Below are 19,676 nucleotides of genomic sequence, written 5' to 3' on the forward strand. Positions count from 1 at the left end.
GCCGCAGCCTTTCAGGCGGCTGGCAGGAGGCGCTTGACCAGCGCCGAAACGCGATGCCGGCGCATTTCGTAACGCGCCTTGGCATCGGTCGTCATGTAGTTCATCTGCACCGTGAAGCGCTTGCCGACATAGGTGCGGTGGCCGTGCCAGGTGGTCGGGCCGTTCGGGAAGACGAGCAGCGTGCCGTCGACCGGCGGCACCTCGACCGCGTAATCCTCGAGATCGTCCGGCCCGCGCAGCAGCCGCAGGCATCCATCCTGCCGTGCCCAGGCCTCGCTGGCCGGGTTGAGATAGAGCAGGATGGTCACCCGCTTGGCGATCGAATCGCAATGGATCTTGCCGTCGCGTGCATCGGTGCGGCCGCGGAGGGTGAGCATCACTGGCGCGCCGTCGAGGTCGAGGCCGAATTTGCCGGCGATGATCTGCCGCATCCGCTCGCCCTTCATCTCGTCCATCAGCTGTGCGGCGTTCGGTCCGAGCCTGACGGATTCGATCGGAAAGCTGCCCCGCGCGCCCAGCGGCGGCAGGTCGGCGACCACGCTGGTCAGGCGTTCCGGCCGGACGAAGCCGCGCATCACGAGATGCGGGAAAGGGTCGGCGGAGGTCTCGGTCGCGGCAAGGCCTTCGAAATCGACGACGGGGCTGGCGGTCATGGTGGCGTTCCGTTTAACAAGCGGCGGGGCGACGTGCCCACGGCAATGATAATCTAGAAATCACAACTTACAGGGTCTGGGTCGAAAGAAAACCATGCAGCGCGGCATATCGGATCTGGGAATGCTCGCCGGCAGGCTGGCGCTGGCGCTACTCTACGTGCAGGCGGGGTGGAGCAAGGTCGTGCACTGGCCTGGAATCGTGCATCTGCTCACCCATCTCGACGCCCCGGCGCCGACGCTCGGCGCGGTGATCGCCGTGGTCTGCGAACTCGGGGCCGGCGGCCTCGTGATGCTCGGGCTGCGGACCCGTCCGGCCGCGATCGTGCTGATTCTGTTCACCATTGCCGCCAACTGGCTGGCGCACCGCTTCTGGCTGATGCAGGGCCAGGCCGCGGCGGCGGCGGAAATCCAGTTCTTTCTGGATTTGGCGATCTGTGGCGGCCTGCTGCTGCTGGCCTCCGCCGGACCGGGGCGCTTCTCGCTGGACCGGCGCTGAAACGACAAAGGGCGCGTGCCCGTAAAGGCCGCGCCCCGACTCGTCGCGCTCACGTGGAGCGATCAGAACCCTTCGCGCTCGATCCGCTTGCGCTCCATCTTGCGGGCGCGGCGAACGGCTTCGGCCGCCTCGCGGGCACGGCGCTCGGAGGGCTTTTCGTAGTGCCGGCGCAACTTCATCTCGCGGAACACGCCTTCACGCTGAAGCTTCTTCTTGAGCGCCTTCAGCGCCTGATCGACATTGTTGTCACGAACGAGAACTTGCACTTGGCCAGATACTCCAGAACGGTTGAACGGTTTGCGTTTAGTCTAGCAGATGAACGCCAAAAAGCCGCACCATTTCCGGCGCAGCCGTCGCCCATGCCGGGATTGCCCCGTCATTCCCTCGCCTTATAGCAAAATCCTCGCGCTTGCCAACAGTCTTGTCGGGGCTGGCAAGCGCAATCCCGCTTTGCGATCCGGCGGAATTGCGCCATGTGTCGGGCATGGCGCTTCTGAAACTGGCCCGGCTGGGCCATCCCGTGCTGTTCGCGAAGGCCGAGCCGGTCGCGGATCCGGCCGCGCCGGAGATTGCCCGCCTGTTGCACGACATGGCCGAGACGCTGGCGGATGCCGGAGGCGTCGGCCTTGCGGCGCCACAGGTGCATGTGCCGCTGCGGCTCTTCATCTATCGGGTGCCGGAGAGCCGCGCCGGCGGCGGCGAGCATGATGGCCCGCGCGGTCTTTCGGCGGTGATCAATCCGGAACTCGTCCTGCATCCCGGAGAACCAGTCGAGGACTGGGAAGGGTGCCTGTCGATTCCCGGCATGAGCGCGCTGGTGCCCCGCGCCGCCAGACTGACACTGCGCGCCATAGACGCGACCGGCGCGCCGTTCAGCCGGGAGGCCGCGGGGTTTCACGCCCGCGTGATCCAGCACGAGGCCGATCATCTGGACGGCATTCTCTATCCGCAGCGCCTGCGCGACCCGCGGCTGATGGGATTCAACGAGGAAGTGGCGCGGTTCCGCGACGAGATCGCGCGCGCCGCAGGAGAGTTGTGATGAACGAGACGGCGATGACCGGCGAGGACGAGGTCCGCGCGGATGACGATGCGCTTCTGCGCGCCCTGGTCGAGGAGGTGCCGTTCGATGGCTGGACGCGCACCGCCCTGCGACGGGCGCTGGCGCGGCTCGGCCGCGATCCCGACGAGGCGGAACTGCTGTTCGAGGGCGGCGCGCCGGCGATGATCGAGGCCTGGACCGCGCTCGTCGACCGGGACATGGAGGATGCGGCCGGCACGATTGCCGAAACCCGGCTTGCGACGCGGGTGCGGGCGCTCATCCTGCTCCGGCTCGATCGCGTGGCGCCGCATCGCGAGGCGATCCGCCGCGCCCTCGCCATTCTCGCCCTGCCGCGCAACGCGGCGCTGGCGGCGCGGATCACCGGCCGCACGGTGGATGCGATCTGGCATGCGGCGGGCGACCGCTCCGCCGATTTCTCCTGGTATACGAAGCGGGCGATCCTTGCCGCGGTCTATTCGACGACGCTGCTCTACTGGCTGCGCGATGCCTCGGAGAACGGGGAGGACACCAGGGCGTTCCTCGACCGGCGGCTGGCCGGCGTCGCGCTGATCACCCGCACCCGCAAGCGCATCGAATCGCGGCTTGCCGGGCTGCGGCGCGGCCCTATGCGCGCAGGCCCATCGCCGTCCGCATGAAGCGGCGCTTGAGCCGGGGCATCCGGTTCACCGCGGCGAGCCCGATATCGCGCGCGAGGCGCACCGGCGGCAGGTCGGTCGAAAACAGGCGGTCGAGTGCGTCGGTCGCGGCGAGCATGGCGATGTTGGCCGGCCGGCGGATGCGCTGATAGCGCGCCAGCAGGTGCGGGCTGCCCGGATCGGCGGCCGCGTCGATCAGCTCGGCCAGCGCGATGCCGTCCTGCAGGCCTAGATTGAGCCCCTGGCCGGCGATCGGGTGCACGCCGTGCGCGGAATCGCCGACGAGAACCAGCCGGGTCGCATGATAGCGGTGGGCGTGCAGCGCCGAGAGCGGATAGGTCCAGCGCCGCCCCACCAGCCGGATGCGGCCGAGATGCGCGCCGAGCCGCCGCGCGACCTCGATGGTGAATCGCGGATCGTCCATTGCCGCGAGGCGCGCGGCATTGGCGTGGCTTTCGGTGAAGACGATGGCGGACAGGTGGGCGCCATCGGCATCGCTCATCGGCAGTTGCGCGAAGGGCCCGCCCGGCAGGAAATGCTCGAGCGCCACGTTGTGGTGCGGCCGTTCGTGTTCCACGGCACAGACCACGGCGCTCTGACGATAGGGATAGCGGGTGACGGCGATGCCGGCCTCGGCGCGCAGCGTGCTGCCCCGACCGTCGGCGGCGACCACCAGATTCACGCGATAGCTCGGCCCGTCGGCGATCGCGACCGTGGCGCCATCGGCATCGCGGGTGACGCGCGCGGTGGCCGGGGCGTGCAGGATCACCGCCGAGTCGGCGAGGGCGCGGTTGATCGCCATGCGCAGCGAGCGGGCTTCGACAATCCAGCCGAACGGCTCGTCGCCGACATCGCGATGATCGAAATCGAGAAACAGCGGCGAGGGCGGGCGGCCCGGCTTGCCGTCCGAGACGCGGATGCGTTCGATCGGGCAGGGCGGAAAGGGCAAGCGGTCCCATAGCCCGGCACGGTCGAGCAGGTCGCGGGAGCCGTAGGCGATGGCATAGGCGCGGCCATCGAAATCCGGATGTTCCATCGGCGGCAGCGCCGCCCGGTCGACGAGCACGACCCGCTGCCCGCCGGCAGCGAGGCGCAGTGCAAGCGCCGCCCCGACCGGCCCCGCCCCGATGATTGCGACATCCGCTGTGTCGTTCGTCATGTCCGGCCTCCTGTGATGGCCGAAATGTCGCATCTGCGGGGAATCCTGCAAGCCATGCCCGCGCTGGCCTGCCGGCGTGTTGGGTCATGACCGAGGCTGGTTCTCAATACGATGAAATTTTAGGCAAAAATTGCATCATTTGAAAACTGATCCATCCGGTCATGATTAAACATGCCGATTATTCGCGCTTTCTGGTGTTGGCACAGTCCGTGCATTCCTGCCTGCATCGCTATAACGCACATCGCAGAGCAGGAAGGACATCGGCGAATGAAGAGACGATTGCTCATAGGGAGCATGGGCACTTTCCTCGGGATCATGGGCTGGAACGCCGCGGCCTTCGCGGATACGGCGCCGAAGCTGGATTCGGGGGACACGGCCTGGATGCTGACGTCCTCGGTCCTGGTGCTGATGATGACGGTGCCCGGCCTTGCCCTTTATTATGGCGGCCTGCTGCGCCGGAAGAACATCCTGGCGATGCTGATGCAGTGCTTCTTCGCCACCGCGCTGATTTCGGTGCTCTGGGTGGTGATCGGCTACTCGCTCGCCTTCACGAAGGGCAATCCGTTCATCGGAGGCCTGTCGCAGGTGATGCTGATGGGGGATGGCACGGGCACGCTGTCGGGCACGATTCCGGAGACGGTGTTCTGCATGTTCCAGTGCACCTTCGCGATCATCACGCCGGTGCTCATCCTCGGCGGACCGGCCGACCGGCTCAAGTTCTCCTCGGCCATGGTCTTTCTCGGCGTATGGCTGATCGCGGTCTATGCGCCGATCGCGCACATGGTGTGGGGGCCGGGCGGATTCCTCGGCGGCCAGGGAGTGCTCGACTTCGCCGGCGGCACGGTGGTGCACATCAATTCGGCAACGGCGGGGCTAATCGCGGCCATCATGGTCGGCAAGCGGACGGGATATGGCAGCGTCAACATGGCGCCGGCCGATCTCGGCTACACGCTGGTCGGCGCCTCGCTGCTCTGGGTCGGCTGGTTCGGGTTCAATGCCGGCTCGGCGCTCACCTCGGGCGGCCAGGCGGGCTATGCGATGATCAATACCCATCTCGCGACCGCCGCGGCGGTTCTCTCGTGGACGCTCGTGGAGTGGATGATCAAGGGCAAGCCGAGCCTGCTCGGCGCCGTTTCGGGCGCGGTGGCCGGCCTCGTCGCCATCACCCCGGCCTGCGGCTTCGTGCCGGTCGGCGGGGCGCTGGTCATCGGCCTTGTCGCCGGCGTCGTCTGCTTCTGGGGGGTGACCGGGTTCAAGCGCATGTTCGGATACGACGACGCGCTCGATGTCTGGGGCGTGCACGGTCTCGGCGGCATTGCCGGCGCGCTGCTCACCGGTGTTTTCGCGGTGAAGTCGATCGGCGGCACCAACGGCCTGCTGGCCGGCAATCCGCACCAGATGGTGCTGCAGGCGGAGGGGATCGTCGTCACGCTGCTCTACAGCGGCATCGTCTCCTATGTGATCCTGAAGATCATCGACGTCACGATGGGTCTGCGCGTGTCGCCGGACGCCGAGCGCGAGGGGCTCGACATTTCCGAGCACGGCGAGGTGCTGCAGCACGGCTACTGATTTCGCCGCGCTGCGGGATCGCGGAAATGGCCGGAGCGGTGCTTCCGGCCATTTTCTTTGTCAGATCAGGGTGATTCGGGTTATAGTTCACGCCACGCCGCATTTCCGGAGCCTGACCGAAGCATGTCCGCGACCACCGAATCCCGCCAGTTCCTCTCGCCGGCCCTGAAGGCGCGCTTCGTTCGGCACCTCGCCGAACTCGGGGCGCTCTGCGCTGTCCTGGCCGGCCTGACGGTGCTGGTGTCGCTGGTCTCGTATCATGCCGGCGATCCGTCGCTCGACACGGCCTCCAGCCTGCCGCCGCAGAATCTCGCGGGAAGGTTCGGCGCGATCCTGGCGGACCTGCTGCTTCAGGGCTTCGGCGTGGCCGGCGCGCTGCCGGCGCTGGTGCTGCTGGCCTGGGGATTCGTGCTGGTGAATCGCGGCGAGATCACGCGCTGGCGGCTGCGCGCGCTGGCCGCCCTGCTCGCCATGCCGTGCCTGGCGAGCATGTTCGGCGTGTTTCATGCGCTGAATGCCGCCTTCGCGCCCGCATGGCCGGTGGCGGCCGGCCCCGGCGGTGCGATCGGCGCGCTGCTCGGCGGTTACGGCGCCGTCGTCGCGCATTCCGCGCTCGGGGTGATCGGGCGCGTGCTGCTGCTTGGCCTTTCGGCTTTGATCGGCATCGCGGTGTCGGCCTTCGCGTTCGGCCTGACATCCGGCGAGTGGCGACTGGCCGGCCGGCGCGCCGCCGCCGCCGCCGCCGCTTCCGCCAAGCACGGCCAGCGCGCCGTCCGTGGCGCCGGCAACATGTCGGTCTGGCTGAGGGAGATTGTCGCCTCGCCGCCGATGAGCGACCCGCCGGCGGCAGACGACCGCTCCGCCCTGGCCATTCCCCGTGCGCCGGATGAGGCGATGGACCCATATGCCGATGAGGCCGGGCCGGCGACGATGCGCCGGGACGATCTTGTCGCGCAGCCCGCCGCTTCGGCGTCCGCCCCGCGGCTGACCCGCACGGCGCCGACGCGCAAGGCGCCGCCGCGCCAGGAACGCCTGCCGCTGCCCGACAGCCTCTGGCGGCTGCCGCCGCTCGAACTGCTCAAGCAGGCGCCGCCGCATGCCGCGACCGGGCCCAATACCGAGTCGCTGCAGGCGAATGCGCGGCTGCTTGAGACCGTGCTTGGTGATTACGGGGTGCAGGGGCGCATCGTCGAGATCCGGCCTGGACCCGTCGTCACGCTCTACGAGCTGGAACCGGCCCCCGGCATCCGCTCCGCCCGCGTCATCGGCCTCGCCGACGACATCGCGCGGAGCCTGTCCGTGCTTGCGGTGCGCATCGCCACCGTTCAGGGCCGCAACGTGATCGGCATCGAGGTGCCGAACGCGAGGCGCGAGACCGTCTTCCTCTCCGAGCTTCTCGAATCGGCCGACTGGAACGCCACCACCGGCCGCCTCGGCCTTGCGCTCGGCAAGGATATCGGCGGCAAGCCTGTCATCGCCGATCTCGCGCGGATGCCGCACCTGCTGATCGCCGGCACCACCGGGTCGGGCAAGTCGGTCGGGGTCAATGCGATGATCCTGAGCCTGCTCTACCGGCTCTCGCCGGAGGAATGCCGGCTGATCCTGATCGATCCGAAGATGCTCGAACTGTCGGTCTACGAGGGGATTCCGCATCTGCTCGCGCCGGTGGTGACCGAGCCGGCCAAGGCGGTTGCCGCGCTCAAATGGGTGGTCCGCGAGATGGAGCGCCGCTATCGCGCGATGAGCGGCCTCTCGGTGCGCAACATCGCCGGCTACAACGAGCGGGTGAATGAGGCGCTCGCCCGCGGCGAGGTCGTTACCCGCCGGGTGCAGACCGGCTTCGATTCGGAAACCGGCCGGCCGATTTTCGAGGACCAGCCGCTGGCCCTCGAACCGTTGCCGCTCATTGTCGTCGTCATCGACGAGATGGCCGACCTGATGATGGTCGCCGGCAAGGAGATCGAGGCCGCGGTGCAGCGCCTGGCACAGATGGCCCGCGCCGCCGGCATCCATGTCATCATGGCGACGCAGCGCCCCTCGGTCGACGTCATCACCGGCACGATCAAGGCGAATTTCCCGACGCGGATCTCCTTCCAGGTGATCTCGAAATTCGACAGCCGCACCATCCTCGGCGAGCAGGGGGCGGAACAGCTTCTGGGCATGGGCGATATGCTCTACATGGCCGGCGGCGGCCGCATCACCCGCGTGCACGGCCCCTTCGTCTCCGACCGCGAGGTGGAGGATGTCGTCGCCTATCTGCGCGAGCAGGGCGAGCCCGACTACGTCGAGGCGGTGACCGAGGCGGTTGAGGACGATGCGCCGGCGATGCCCGGCCTTGCCGCCGCCGAGGGCGGGGAGGGCGGTCTTTACCAGCAGGCCGTGGCCCTTGTCGCGCGCGAGGGCAAGGCCAGCACCTCGTTCATCCAGCGCCATCTGCAGATCGGCTACAACCGCGCCGCCAAGCTGATCGAACAGATGGAGAAGGAGGGCGTGGTCGGCCCGGCCAACCATGTCGGCAAGCGCGAGGTGCTGATTGCCGGCGACCGCGACTGAACGCCTGCCGCCCGCCCTGATCGTGCATGATGCCGAGCATGTCGCCCGCGCTCTGGCGCCGGGCCGGCCGGTCACGCTGCTCTCGCCGCCCGGTTTCGCGCTTTATGCCGGCTGCCTGTGGTGGCGGAGTCTGCTGGCTTCGGAGCGGTTCACCGGCCCGGCGCTGCTCGATTGCGCCGACGCCGCCGGCCGCGCGCTCGAGGCGCTGCGAATCGGCCTGCGCGGCCTCGTTCTCGACCCTGCGACGCCGGCCTTTCCCCGCATCGCGGCTCTCGCGGATGAATACCGCGTAACCCTGCTTGATGCGCCGCCGCCGGCGCTCGATCTGGGGAACAGGATTGGCCCGGCCGCGCTCGCCGCCTGGCTGGACGCCGCGGACAATCCGGCTTAACGGCTTCCCGCCTGCCTTCTTTCAGACTGCATTCTTTCAGAGGGAGATCCCAATGCGCGTCACTCAACGGGTCAGGAAGATCCTGAGCTGGTACGAAAGCGACAATCCCGGAACCAAGGCCAACCTCGCCCGCATCCTGATGCAGGGCAAGCTGGGCGGCACCGGAAAGATGGTCATCCTGCCGGTCGATCAGGGTTTCGAGCACGGCCCGGCGCGCAGCTTCGCCAGCAATCCGACCGCCTATGACCCGCAATACCATTTCCAGCTCGCCCTCGATGCCGGGCTTTCCGCCTATGCCGCCCCGCTCGGCATGATCGAGGCGGGCGCCGACAGTTTCGCCGGCAGCATCCCCACCATTCTCAAGCTGAACTCCTCCAACTCGCTGGCGACCGAGAAGGATCAGGCCGTGACCGGCTCGGTGTCCGATGCGCTGCGCCTCGGCTGCTCGGCGATCGGGTTCACCATCTATCCGGGCAGCGAGCACCAGTTCGCGATGATGGAGGAGTTCCGCGAACTGGCCGAGGAGGCCAAGGCCGCCGGCCTCGCCGTGGTGCTGTGGTCCTATCCGCGTGGCCCGATGCTCGACAAGAAGGCGGAAACCGCGATCGACATCTGTGCCTATGCCGCGCATATGGCCGCGCTGCTCGGCGCGCACATCATCAAGGTCAAGCCGCCGACCGAGCATATCGGGCTCGATGCCGCGCGGAAGGCCTATGAGAAGGTCGACGTCTCGACCCTGGCAAAGCGCATTGAGCATGTCGTCCAGTCCTGCTTCAACGGCCGCCGCCTCGTGGTGTTCTCGGGCGGCGAGGCCACGGACTCGGCGAGCCTGATCGAGACCGTTCGCGCCCTCAACGAGGGCGGCGCCTCCGGCTCGATCATCGGCCGCAACGCCTTTACCCGCCCGCGGGACGAGGCGCTGGCGCTGCTCTCGCAGATCGTCGGTATCTATCAGGGCAAGGCTTGACCGAGCTTTATCTGATCACGCCGCCGCGCCTCGGCCCGGATTTCGCCGATGCGCTGGCGGCGGCGCTGGACGCCGGGCCCGTTGCCTGCGTCCAGCTCCGCCTCAAGGAGGCGGGAGCGGACGAGATGCGCCGCGCGATCGACGCGTTGCGTCCGGTCGCGCAGTCGCGCGGGGTGGCCTTCCTGCTCAACGACGACCCGCGTCTCGCCGTCGAAACCGGCTGCGACGGCGCGCATCTCGGCCAGGACGACCTCGCGGCCCATGGCGGCCTCGCGCGGGTGCGGCGCGTGCTCGACGGACTCAGCCTGGGCATCACCTGCCACGACAGCCGCCACCTCGCGATGGAGGCCGCCGAGCAGGGGGCCGACTACGTCGCCTTCGGGGCCTTCTACCCGACCGGCACGAAGGAGCCGAAGGCCCGCGCGGATGTGGAGATTCTCCGCTGGTGGTCGGAACTGATGGAAGTGCCCTGCGTCGCGATCGGCGGCATTACCCCCGGAAATGCCGCGCCGCTGGTTGAGGCGGGGGCCGATTTCCTCGCCGTTGTGGGCGCCGTCTGGCAGCATCCGGACGGGCCCGCGGCCGGCGTGCGGGCGTTCCGCGCCGAGCTTGCATAAGGGTTCCGGAACGATGGGCTGAAGGCTTGCGGCTTTGAGGCCGAACGGACAAAAAGAGACGTATTTGAACATACGGGTATTTCATGTCCGAACCCATTGTCCCGATATGGCGGGAACTCCTTGCGGAGTTTGACGGCGCCGCCGACCCGCAACCTTTTCTTGACCGCCTGATCCAGGAAGCGTTCCGCCGGCCGGGCGAGTTCGAACTGCATCTCATGCTGGCGGAGCGGATGTTCGCGCGGGGGCGGGATGCGCGGGGGCTGGCGATCAATGGTTACGTTCTCGCCTGTGGCGATCCGCATTTCCGCTTCCGCGCGCATCTCCAGCGTGCGGATCATTTCCGGAGGCACGGAGCGTTCCGCAAAGCCGAGGCGGATATCGAAGCTGCCCGCGCGATCGATCCCGGCAGTCACTGGCCGGTTCTCGCGATGGCGGAGAATCTTGCCCAGGAAGGCAGGGTCGGCGAGCGAGGGGACTATATCCGCGCTGAATACGAGGGTTTGCGGCCCGAATCGCGCGCGGAGATCGCCCGCCATTATGCCGGATGGGCGGCTTTCGATCATTTTGACTGGACTCGCGCCTCTCCCGGCTGGCAACCGCGCCGACCGGGACGGGTGCCCGCGCTCGAACGCGCCGGCATGATCCTCCTCGTCAAGGACGAGGAGGATATCATCGGCCAGAACCTGAGCCATCATTACGCGCTCGGCTTCCGCGCCTTCTGCGTTCTCAACAATATGAGCACCGATAATACACGCGAGATCGTGTCGCGGTTTCGGGACTCGCATGACGATTGCTTCGTTCTTCTTGTCGACGATCCGGTCCGCGGTCATTACCAGGCCGACAAGATGAGGGTTTACGCCGAGACGCTTCAACGACATGCTGAAATCGCGGGCCTCAGGTTGGATTGGCTGTTCTTCATCGATGCCGATGAGTTCATCGCGAGCGATACGAGCAGGCCGTCATCCGAACAGCTCTCGGCCCTGGAGCGGAGGCTCAACGATCCCGATACGCGTGTGATGGTGATGCACTGGATACATGCGGCTTCGCCGCAAGTTCTGGAAGAATTCGGCTCTGAAGATGATCCGTTCGAGAAAATCAATGTCATGCGGTACCGGCTTTTGCCGCTGGTACCCAAGGTCGCGTATCGGGTCGGCTTTGATTACAGTTTGAAAAATGGAAATCATTTTATTGAAAAATTGAATGATTCACTCGATTCGGTTGTACCGGTCGGGTGTGATGATTGGTATATTTATCATTTTTCTCTTAGATCACTCTCGCACGTCAGAAAAAAAATCATCAATGGCGGTCGCGCTTTTGTCGGCACCAGGGGGCTGAACGATCACGGTCAACACTGGCGCGAGCGTTACGCGCTTTTCCAGAAATACGGCGACAGAATTATATCAGAAGTGCTGGAAGAACACGTCCGGTTTGTGCCGTCATTGCATCCGCCAAGGATTGACAGCCCGGAGAAACGGCTTCCGACGCGGCGCGTTTCAAGCGATATAGAGCCAATTGATATCAAACGGGCCGTGAACGAAATCAGCGGAATTGAAGCAATCGAAATTGCCAAAGCGTATACTTGCGAGCGGCCTGAACCGGCCTTTGTCAAAGGGCCGGTGACATCGGACATCATGAATGATTTCAGGCGCGAGAGATCCGTATGGCCGATTTCCGTTTACAAGATTTCAGATGTTGAAATTCATGGCCCTTGGTTCAATGCCGGTATTATTCTGGTTTCACAACGTCACAGATTTCGGATTGACGAAATCTATCAGCCAGCCGGAGAACAACCGCAAGATATCTGTCTCGAAAAATCTCTGCATGAACTTCAATTCGAGAACAAAAGATTTTTAGAAATAAATGAAGATTGCGTTCTTCTCGCGACCAATGGCCATAACATATATGGTCACTGGCTTGTTGATTTTCTGCCAAAAATTTACCTTCTGGATTACATTGGAATAGACGTATCAAAGATAAAATTCTTGATGCCGTCGGATGTTGGTCATTGGGCTATTGATCTTATGAATCTCGTCGGTATCAAAAAAGAAAATCTGATTATTTATGATCAGAACGAGATTGTGCCCCTGTGCAGATCGTTGTTTGTACCAACCCTGCTGAGAATGAGCGGCCGTACATCGCCATTGTTTTTGAATGCGACAGAATTCATCAATAAAAGAATTGACAAAAATATCCAGACGAAAAGTGATGTGTCCAATACGTTTCTCTATTTCGATAGAGAGCAGGAATTCACCTGGAGAAAAATAGATGGCCATGACAAAATTATTAAGTTGTTTAATGATTTGAATTTTCATATCGTAAGGCCGGAAAAGTTGTCGATCTCTGAGCAAATTCGACTTGTCCGGGGCGCCAAGGTGATCGCGGGCCAGCATGGATCCGCGCTTCATTCGACGATATTTTGTCAGGATCCCGTTTTTGCCGTCGTTCTGCATGAGAACAGGCGCAACTGGTTTGCTGGCCTGCAGGCCGGCATTGGGGAGTATCTCGGCCATCAGACAGGCTATATCTTTGGTGAAACATCGTCTCATGAAAATATATTCAGCACGAGATTCGAGGCGTCCGATATCCGAATGGGAGTCGATTTCGCGCGCATGGCATGAACTTCAAACACGGCGAGCACGGTTCGTCGGCGCGCAAGATTTCACCCAAGCAGTTGTCGAGGCACACAAAGAAGACCGGGCAACCCGCGCCCTCGTTGTTTCTTTGCATGGGCTGATCGCTGCGCTAACATGAACGATATTTCAGTTTTCTTTTCATGGAGCATTCAATGATTCGGCCGCGCATTTGTCTCAGCATGATTGTGCGGAATGAGGCGCCTGTTATTCGTCGCTGTCTCGCCTCGGTCCTGCCACTGATCGATCATTGGGCTATTTGCGACACCGGATCGACGGACGGCACCCAGGATATCATAAGAAGCTTCTTCGAAGAGCATGCTGTGCCGGGTGAACTGCGCGAGAGCCCATGGCGCGATTTTGCTCATAATCGCAACGAGGCGCTCGAACTCGCGAGGCCTCACGGCGATTACGTATTGATTATCGATGCCGACGACGCGCTCGAACTGCCCCCCGGCTTTGCCCGGCCTGAATTGGCGGCCGATGGCTATACGTTCGATATTCATGACGTGAACATCGCGTATCGGCGCATCCAGATCGTGCGGAGTGCTCTTCCTTGGCGCTGGCGCGGCGTGCTCCACGAGTTTCTGCACTGCGATGCGCCGGCCTCCGAAGAGCATCTGCCGATCGTCATGCGCCGGAATCACGACGGCGCCCGGCGGCGCGATCCGTCCACCTATGCGCGCGATGCGTCAATTCTCGAGGCCGCGATTTTCGTCGAAGAAGATCCCTGGCTTCGGGCCCGCTATGTCTTTTATCACGCGCAGAGCCTCAGGGACATGGGTGAGCAGGAGCGCGCGATGATCGCCTATCTGATGCGTGCGGAGATGGGCTTCTGGCAGGAGGAAGTCTACTGGAGTCTTTACCAGGCGGCGCTCATGATGGAACGGCTCGGGCGCGACGAGGAGACGGTTCTCGCCGCATATCGCCGTGCGGCAGCGGCCGCGCCGCATCGGATCGAGGCGTTGTTTGCGGCCTCTCGCTACTGCTTCGCGAAGGGGCGTAACGAGGAGGGGTTCCGGATCGCGGAGAATGGGATCGGGAAGCCGGCCCCTGAGGGCGGCTTGTTCGTGGAGACGTGGATTCACGATTATGGCTTGCTCGATCAATACGCGGCGAACGGATACTGGGCAGGCCATTATCCCGAAAGTTTCAATGCAGCCCTTGAGGTTCTTGCATCAGGCAAGGTGCCCGCGCACGAGCTTCCGCGGCTGGCGCGCAATTTCAGGGCATTGCTCGACAAGGTCAGGCCCGCCTCCGCGCCGGATTATGGGCGCCTCGGGCAGGAAAGCTACCCTGACCAACACGCCCTCAAACCGAAACGCTTGTTGCGGAGCGGAACGACAACCGCGCCCCGCGTGCTGATTGCCATCCTTGCCAAGCAAAAGGAGGAATTCCTCCCGCTCTATCTCGACTGCATAGAAGCACTCGATTACCCGAAGTCGTCGATTGTTCTGTATATTCGCACGAACAACAATACCGACCGGACCGAGGAGATCCTGCGCGAGTGGATTGCCCGGGTCGGCCATTCATATGCCGCCGTCGAGTTCGATCCATCGGATGTCGACGAAAGGGTCGAACAGTTCGGCGCGCACGAATGGAACGCGATCCGATTCCGCGTTCTCGGCCGCATCCGGAACGAGAGCCTCAGGAAGACGCGTGAACATGGCTGCGACTGGTATTTCGTCGCCGACATCGACAATTTCATCAGGCGCTGCACGCTGCGCGAACTTGTCGCCACGGGGTTGCCGATCGTCGCTCCGTTGCTGCGGGATGCCGAGCCATCGAGCTATTATTCGAACCTGCACGCGGAGATTGATGACAACGGCTATTTCCGGGACTGCGCGCAATATGAATTGATCATGTCGCGCCGCATCCAGGGGCTGATCGAAGTCCCCCTGGTTCATTGCACCTATGCCGTTCGAGCGGATGTCATCGAGCACCTGAACTACGACGACGGCAGCGGACGGCATGAATATGTCGTCCTGTCAGATTCCGCGCGCAAGGCGTCGATACCGCAGTATTTCGATAACCGGCAGGTTTATGGCTACATCACCTTCAGCAAGAACCCCGACCAGTACGATGAAAATTCGGCGGCGCGTGCCGAGCGGAATATGTGGGCAGTCCGCAAATTCATGAGTGAGGATCGGCATGGCTGAAATAGGGACGGAATGAGCGCCGGCGCCGAGGTGCCCTCCGCAACTGGGCGACTGTCCTGAAAGGCAGTTCAAGCGGGGGCGTTTGTGGCCATATCAGGGCATTCGTTCAGAGAAAGGCGTATTTTCAGCAGGTTGAACGAAAAACCGTTCGTCTCCATGCCGCAGTCCTGCCCGCTGGGGGGCATCGTGCTGACAAATCGCGGGTCCACTCTTCTGCTCATGGTTGAAGGAGAACAAGACCATGCGTAGCAACAAATCCATGATCCGCACCACCGCTGCCGCACTCGCGATTGGCCTCGGCCTCGCGGCATTCGGCGGCACCGCGCTGGCTGATCCGGGTTATCAAGCGCAGGGCGGCTGGCACCGCCAGGGTCAGCAGCAGGGGTGGCAACAGCCCCGGCGGCAGAACAACTGGCAGCGGCATGGCTGGCAGAACCGGGGGAATTACCAGCACAGCCGGTATCATGGTGGCTGGGGCAACAACGGCTGGCAGCATCAGCGCTGGGGCCACCCACACTATGACCGCGAGGGATACCATGTGATGGGGACGCAGGGCTATTACGCGCCGCCCGCCCTTTCGTTCAGCATCAATCTCCCGCTGGCGGGCGGCCAGTACGGGCATTGATCCCGGACCGGTCGGGGGCGATGGCGCCGACCCGCACACAGGCATGCGGGCCGGCGCTCAGGCTCTCGGGTGTCGCCCGTTTCCCCCTTGCTCCGGGCGCGGGCATGTTCCCCGCTTATTCGCGCGCCGCACGCGCCGATTGTCGGGGCGGGCGATTCGGGTCATCATCGGGCATGACGAGTCGTTTTCTCCCCATTTTCCGCCGCGGATACGAAGCGGGCGCACGCCGCCGGGCGGGCGCGGGCCTGCTGTTGCTGGCGATGAGCACAGCGCCTGGCTTTGCCGCGACGCCGCGGCTCTTGCCGGACCGCGATGCCAGCGCGATCTACCAGGTCAGCCAGCCGGGCAAGCCGGAGCAGACGTGGCGGATCCGCTTCGATGCCGCTGCCGGGCTGGTGCGGGCCACGAGCCTTTCCGGCACGCCGATGCCGATGACGGCGCTGCTCGACCTTCATTCGGGCCGGGCGCAGCTTGTGCTGCCGCAGATGCACGCGCTGGTGAACGTTCCCGGCCTGTCGGGTGCCATGGGACAGGTGATGGCGATGCGGGGCGCGCATTTCACCCCGCTCGGCACCGCGACGATCGCAGGCTATCGATGCACCCGCTACCTGGTGCTGCGGCGAAACGCCTCGGGCACGGCCTGCCTGACGCCGGACGGATTTGCCCTCGCGGCTTCCGGCAGCGACCCGCACGGGCGGGTGAGCGTGCAGGCGCTTTCGCTCCATATCGGCCCGCAGCCCGCGGGCGATTTCGAGCCGCCGATGGGTTATTCGGAGGTTACCCTCCCGCCGCAGATGTTGGCGAGCCTGCTGGGGCAATGAGGCATGAGGGTCTGATCCGGCGTATTTTTGCGACTTCCTGCCAGTTTTCATTTTCATAAAATATTGATCGATCATGTCAAAGTACAGATTTTCAATTGTTGCTTGCGCCCGTTGGGAAGAAAATTATATACAAGAGTGGGTTTTATATTACAAAAACCTGGACTTTGATCACATATATTTATACTGTAATGATGATTGTCCATACACATTACTTGAAAAATTAAGCCCTTTTTTGATAGGACAAAATCCTTTCGTTACTTTTTATCATCACAAAAAAATTGGCCAACAATTTGATATGTATTTACATTTTATAATAAATCATATAAATGAAACAGAATATGTAAGCTTTTTTGATATTGACGAGTTCTTGTGGTTATCTAATGGAAGGAATATTTCTGAATTTATCAATGACATTAACGTAAAATGTGATAGAATTGTAGATGTTATCTATTTCAATTGGCTTTTTTTTGGGAATAATGGAAATCAAACGCGTCCCCCAGGGTTGGTATTAGAAAATTATTATAGGAGAGAATCTGGTTTTTCAAATTTCATGACAAAACATATTACTCGATCTGAAAAAATTAAAAATAAATACATCGAGAAGGGGGCTATGACTGATTTTTGGCATTATTGGAATGGTGTAAAAAATTTCAAAGATTTTGATATTGTGAATGCTCTGGGTGAAGATGCTAGAAGTTATTATTCTGATATAGAACAAACAAAAATTAATATAAGTGATAATAAATATTTTGATAATATTATAAAAAATGCCGTTTTGTGCCATTTTGCATTTAAATCAAAAGAAGACTTTTTGCTTCGTGCACGTAGAAGTGTTTCAGATGTATTCGCTCAACAGGCCGACCATGAAAAGGCATATTACGATGGCCGAGCTGATGCAATGTTGGCCCATATGAACGCCGTTGATGATTATCGATTTAGATATTATTGGAAATCATTTTACTTTAGAGTTTGTAATAAAACCGAAATTGATTTGAGGAATTATGAGTCTGGCTCATTGATAAGTAATCATTGTCGAGCTATTCAAAGTACCACATCTGAATGGTCTTGCGTCAGGGATCTGGAGCAGGATGCGTCCGGTGCACTGAATGGCGTGATTGATGGCCGGGCCAAATTTCACACCGATCTTGAAGATGCGCCCTGGTGGCGGGTCGATCTCGGCGTGGTGCACGGCATCCGCGAGGTGAGGCTGTTCAACCGGATGGATCAGCCGGCGGTCGCGGAACGGGCGAACCGGATCGCCATCGATATCGGTTTTGATCCCGAGCATTTCATCGAGGTATTCCGCCGCGAAAGCGATGAACCGTTTGGCGGTGTGGACGGAAATCCGCTCGTCTTCGCGCCCTCCATTCCCATCCCCGGCCGGTTCGTGCGGGTGCGCCTGCTGGAGAGAAACTATCTGCACCTCGATCAGGTGGAGGTTTATGGCGATGTGCTCGCCCAGTTCGGTTAAGTCCGGCGCGACAGCCTGATCATCGACCCGTCTTCCGCGTTTGGATGGCGAGCGCTGCCGCGCGGAAGGCGGACATTTCCCTGGGCAGGCCGGGAAACCGGGGGATGGCCCGGTCCCGCGTACGTCAGGTCGTGCTGCCCGAAATCAGGAATGTGGCTTTGCGATGCGCCCCTTGTCCCGCGCCAATCTCCCAGGAGAGGACGATGACGGATGGCACGTTGAACGGCGCCTGATCGGGCCGCAGGGCGCGCCATCCGCCATCGTCAATGTCCTGATTGAGGTCCCGCGCCGGCTCAAGGTCATTGGTCACCAGCAGCAGTCTTGCCTTGCTGCGGAGATGATCAAGGAAGTAGGCGACCTTGTCATTCGACAGATGCTGGAACACATCCTTGCAGATCACCAGATCGACTTGCGGCAGTTTCGAGACGTCCTCGAATAAACTGAAATGAATATCGGGTGTGCTGTAGCGCTGGTTATTGGCATCGATTACCGAAGTGACCAGATCATAGCCATGATATTCAATTCCTGACCAGTCGATCAGATGGGTAAAACCCCAGTCGCCGCAGCCGAAATCAATGACGGAGCGGATGGCGTTGTCGCGGAGGAATGACTGCAGGAAGCGTCTATAGTCCTCCGTCGTTTCCGGCTTCGAACCGCTGCCGCTTCCGCCGCCCCAGACGTTGTTGGCGTAGATGGACTCGAATGTCGCCCGAGACTGCCGCAGGCGGGCCGTCCGTTCGGCGGCCGCGATGGCCTGGAGGTGTTCGGCGTCGTCGTGAATGAAGCGGCGGGCGATACGGTTATAGGCGGTATCGATCCTCGTGACCTGATCATAATCAAGTTGCGACAGATATCGCCACGACAAGGACTCCCACAAATGGATCGAGTAGGCGTGCGGAAAGGCACCGTCATCCACGAACAGGGATTTGAGCCCTTCTTCATGATAAATGGGCCAGAAAAAGGACTCCGGTGGCTCGACCCGCACAAGATCCGGGTATTGCCGTGCCAGACGCACGGGCAGGATGACGGAATGTTCATTCCATTTAGTACCGTCGAAACTCCGGTATTGATCGAGCCAGATTTTCAGGAATTCTGCGCCGGGCGGCGCGATCATTGTCGCATTGCAGAGACCGATTGCCGCGTTACTGTCCCACTGGGCGATACCAGGCTGAGCCGATTCAATGCCGAGGACCGTCTTGCCGCAGAGAATGGGTTCGAACGAGCGTTGGCAGATCGTGTCCATATCGAGATAGACGCCGCCATGCTCGATCAGCGCCTGCAACCTGATGACGTCCGCCTTGTGGGCGAAGTGGGTCACGGGATTGCCGAATATCTCGCTGGGAGCGGTCGTCTCCACGGTTGTCACGAAGGGTTTGATCAGATCCCAATAAGGTCCCGTCGGCTCGTATTGGTAATATACCAATGTATTGAAACCGGGATTGACCGCCATGGCGGAGTGAATTGCCATGTAATGCGCGAAATTGAATGGCTTTCCTCCGAAATCGGCGGCGAGGCCGGTAACGAAAATCAAATTTTTCATTTTAATAATCCCGTCTGAAATGCATTCGTGGCAGATTGTTAACCGTCTATCAGGTAATCTTATCCCAGTTCCGCGTCTGCCGGAAGATCGAACGATGCGGTGGCCGCCATCGCAGGCGATGGCGGCCCAAGGCTTGATCATCAATGGCAGCGACCAATGCGGGGCGGTGGCGACCGTTCCCGCCGCCTCGTGAGGCAACCCTTGCCATCGGGGCGGGTTTGCGTCATGGAGAAAGAATCAATGGGTTGATCCGCGGAGCAAAAATCCGTGTGGCCCCTATCCACTGATAGATGGGCGCCGAAGGGTCTGGTTTGACGGGCCGCGAGGTGC

17 protein-coding genes are annotated in these 19,676 nt (G+C 61.9%); 13 read left to right on the plus strand and 4 right to left on the minus strand.

Annotation, left to right across the window (positions count from 1 at the left end):
• Positions 1-11 precede the first annotated feature (11 nt).
• Positions 12-653: a 2OG-Fe(II) oxygenase gene (locus ACRY_RS04325; protein WP_011941482.1), complete on the minus strand. Its 642-nt coding sequence runs from the start codon at positions 651-653 to the stop codon at positions 12-14.
• A gap of 121 nt (positions 654-774) precedes the next feature.
• Here ACRY_RS04325 and ACRY_RS04330 point away from each other — a divergent pair, with 121 nt between their 5' ends.
• Complete coding sequence (locus tag ACRY_RS04330; RefSeq protein WP_013639423.1) at positions 775-1,149, plus strand: DoxX family protein; 375 nt, start codon at positions 775-777, stop codon at positions 1,147-1,149.
• A gap of 62 nt (positions 1,150-1,211) precedes the next feature.
• On the opposite strand, the gene rpsU is transcribed toward ACRY_RS04330, so the two are convergent.
• Positions 1,212-1,415 carry a 30S ribosomal protein S21 gene (rpsU, locus tag ACRY_RS04335; RefSeq protein WP_007421557.1) on the minus strand — a complete coding sequence of 68 codons (204 nt, stop codon included), beginning with the start codon at positions 1,413-1,415 and terminating at the stop codon, positions 1,212-1,214.
• 218 nt (positions 1,416-1,633) lie between these two features.
• Here rpsU and def point away from each other — a divergent pair, with 218 nt between their 5' ends.
• Entirely contained in the window at positions 1,634-2,188 is a 555-nt protein-coding gene (def, locus tag ACRY_RS04340; protein WP_043509046.1) for a peptide deformylase, read from the plus strand.
• Positions 2,188-2,844 carry a COQ9 family protein gene (locus ACRY_RS04345; RefSeq protein ID WP_011941484.1) on the plus strand — a complete coding sequence of 219 codons (657 nt, stop codon included), beginning with the start codon at positions 2,188-2,190 and terminating at the stop codon, positions 2,842-2,844. The genes def and ACRY_RS04345 overlap by 1 nt, the downstream gene beginning before the upstream one ends.
• Here ACRY_RS04345 and ACRY_RS04350 read toward each other — a convergent pair.
• Positions 2,813-4,003 carry a UbiH/UbiF/VisC/COQ6 family ubiquinone biosynthesis hydroxylase gene (locus ACRY_RS04350; protein WP_011941485.1) on the minus strand — a complete coding sequence of 397 codons (1,191 nt, stop codon included), beginning with the start codon at positions 4,001-4,003 and terminating at the stop codon, positions 2,813-2,815. The two genes, ACRY_RS04345 and ACRY_RS04350, sit on opposite strands and share 32 nt — an antisense overlap.
• Positions 4,004-4,297: 294 nt before the next feature.
• On the opposite strand from ACRY_RS04350, the gene ACRY_RS04355 reads away from it, so the two are divergent.
• The 10 genes from ACRY_RS04355 (at position 4,298) to ACRY_RS18935 (ending at position 17,806) form a co-directional block, all read left to right on the plus strand.
• On the plus strand, positions 4,298-5,572 hold the full coding sequence (locus ACRY_RS04355; protein WP_197535788.1) for an ammonium transporter: 1,275 nt from the start codon (positions 4,298-4,300) through the stop codon (positions 5,570-5,572).
• 123 nt (positions 5,573-5,695) lie between these two features.
• The gene (locus ACRY_RS04360; protein WP_011941487.1) at positions 5,696-8,125 is read left to right on the plus strand and encodes a DNA translocase FtsK; all 2,430 of its coding nucleotides are present in this window, start codon (positions 5,696-5,698) and stop codon (positions 8,123-8,125) included.
• Positions 8,106-8,516, plus strand: a complete 411-nt coding sequence (locus ACRY_RS04365) for a hypothetical protein (protein WP_011941488.1) — start codon at positions 8,106-8,108, stop codon at positions 8,514-8,516. The genes ACRY_RS04360 and ACRY_RS04365 overlap by 20 nt, the downstream gene beginning before the upstream one ends.
• A gap of 52 nt (positions 8,517-8,568) precedes the next feature.
• Complete coding sequence (locus ACRY_RS04370; protein ID WP_011941489.1) at positions 8,569-9,483, plus strand: class I fructose-bisphosphate aldolase; 915 nt, start codon at positions 8,569-8,571, stop codon at positions 9,481-9,483.
• On the plus strand, positions 9,480-10,100 hold the full coding sequence (gene thiE / locus ACRY_RS04375; protein WP_007421324.1) for a thiamine phosphate synthase: 621 nt from the start codon (positions 9,480-9,482) through the stop codon (positions 10,098-10,100). Before ACRY_RS04370 ends, thiE begins: the two co-directional genes overlap by 4 nt.
• Positions 10,101-10,183: 83 nt before the next feature.
• Positions 10,184-12,718, plus strand: coding sequence for a glycosyltransferase 61 family protein (locus ACRY_RS04380; protein ID WP_011941490.1), 2,535 nt, complete (start codon positions 10,184-10,186; stop codon positions 12,716-12,718).
• Between the two features lie 167 nt (positions 12,719-12,885).
• Positions 12,886-14,889, plus strand: coding sequence for a glycosyltransferase family 2 protein (locus ACRY_RS04385; RefSeq protein WP_011941491.1), 2,004 nt, complete (start codon positions 12,886-12,888; stop codon positions 14,887-14,889).
• Positions 14,890-15,130: 241 nt separating this feature from the next.
• Positions 15,131-15,514 (plus strand): hypothetical protein, encoded by a 384-nt coding sequence (locus tag ACRY_RS04390; RefSeq protein WP_007422344.1) that lies wholly within the window; start codon positions 15,131-15,133, stop codon positions 15,512-15,514.
• Between the two features lie 260 nt (positions 15,515-15,774).
• A complete protein-coding gene (locus tag ACRY_RS04395; protein WP_231295335.1) occupies positions 15,775-16,335 on the plus strand; it encodes a hypothetical protein in 561 nt (186 codons plus the stop codon).
• A 73-nt stretch (positions 16,336-16,408) separates the two neighbouring features.
• A complete protein-coding gene (locus ACRY_RS18935) occupies positions 16,409-17,806 on the plus strand; it encodes a glycosyltransferase family 2 protein (protein ID WP_011941493.1) in 1,398 nt (465 codons plus the stop codon).
• Between the two features lie 124 nt (positions 17,807-17,930).
• Here the strand turns inward: ACRY_RS18935 and ACRY_RS04405 are convergent, their stop codons facing one another.
• A complete protein-coding gene (locus ACRY_RS04405; protein WP_011941494.1) occupies positions 17,931-19,346 on the minus strand; it encodes a glycosyltransferase in 1,416 nt (471 codons plus the stop codon).
• Positions 19,347-19,676 lie beyond the last annotated feature (330 nt).

Source organism: Acidiphilium cryptum JF-5 (assembly GCF_000016725.1).
Taxonomy (GTDB): Bacteria; Pseudomonadota; Alphaproteobacteria; order Acetobacterales; family Acetobacteraceae; genus Acidiphilium; species Acidiphilium multivorum.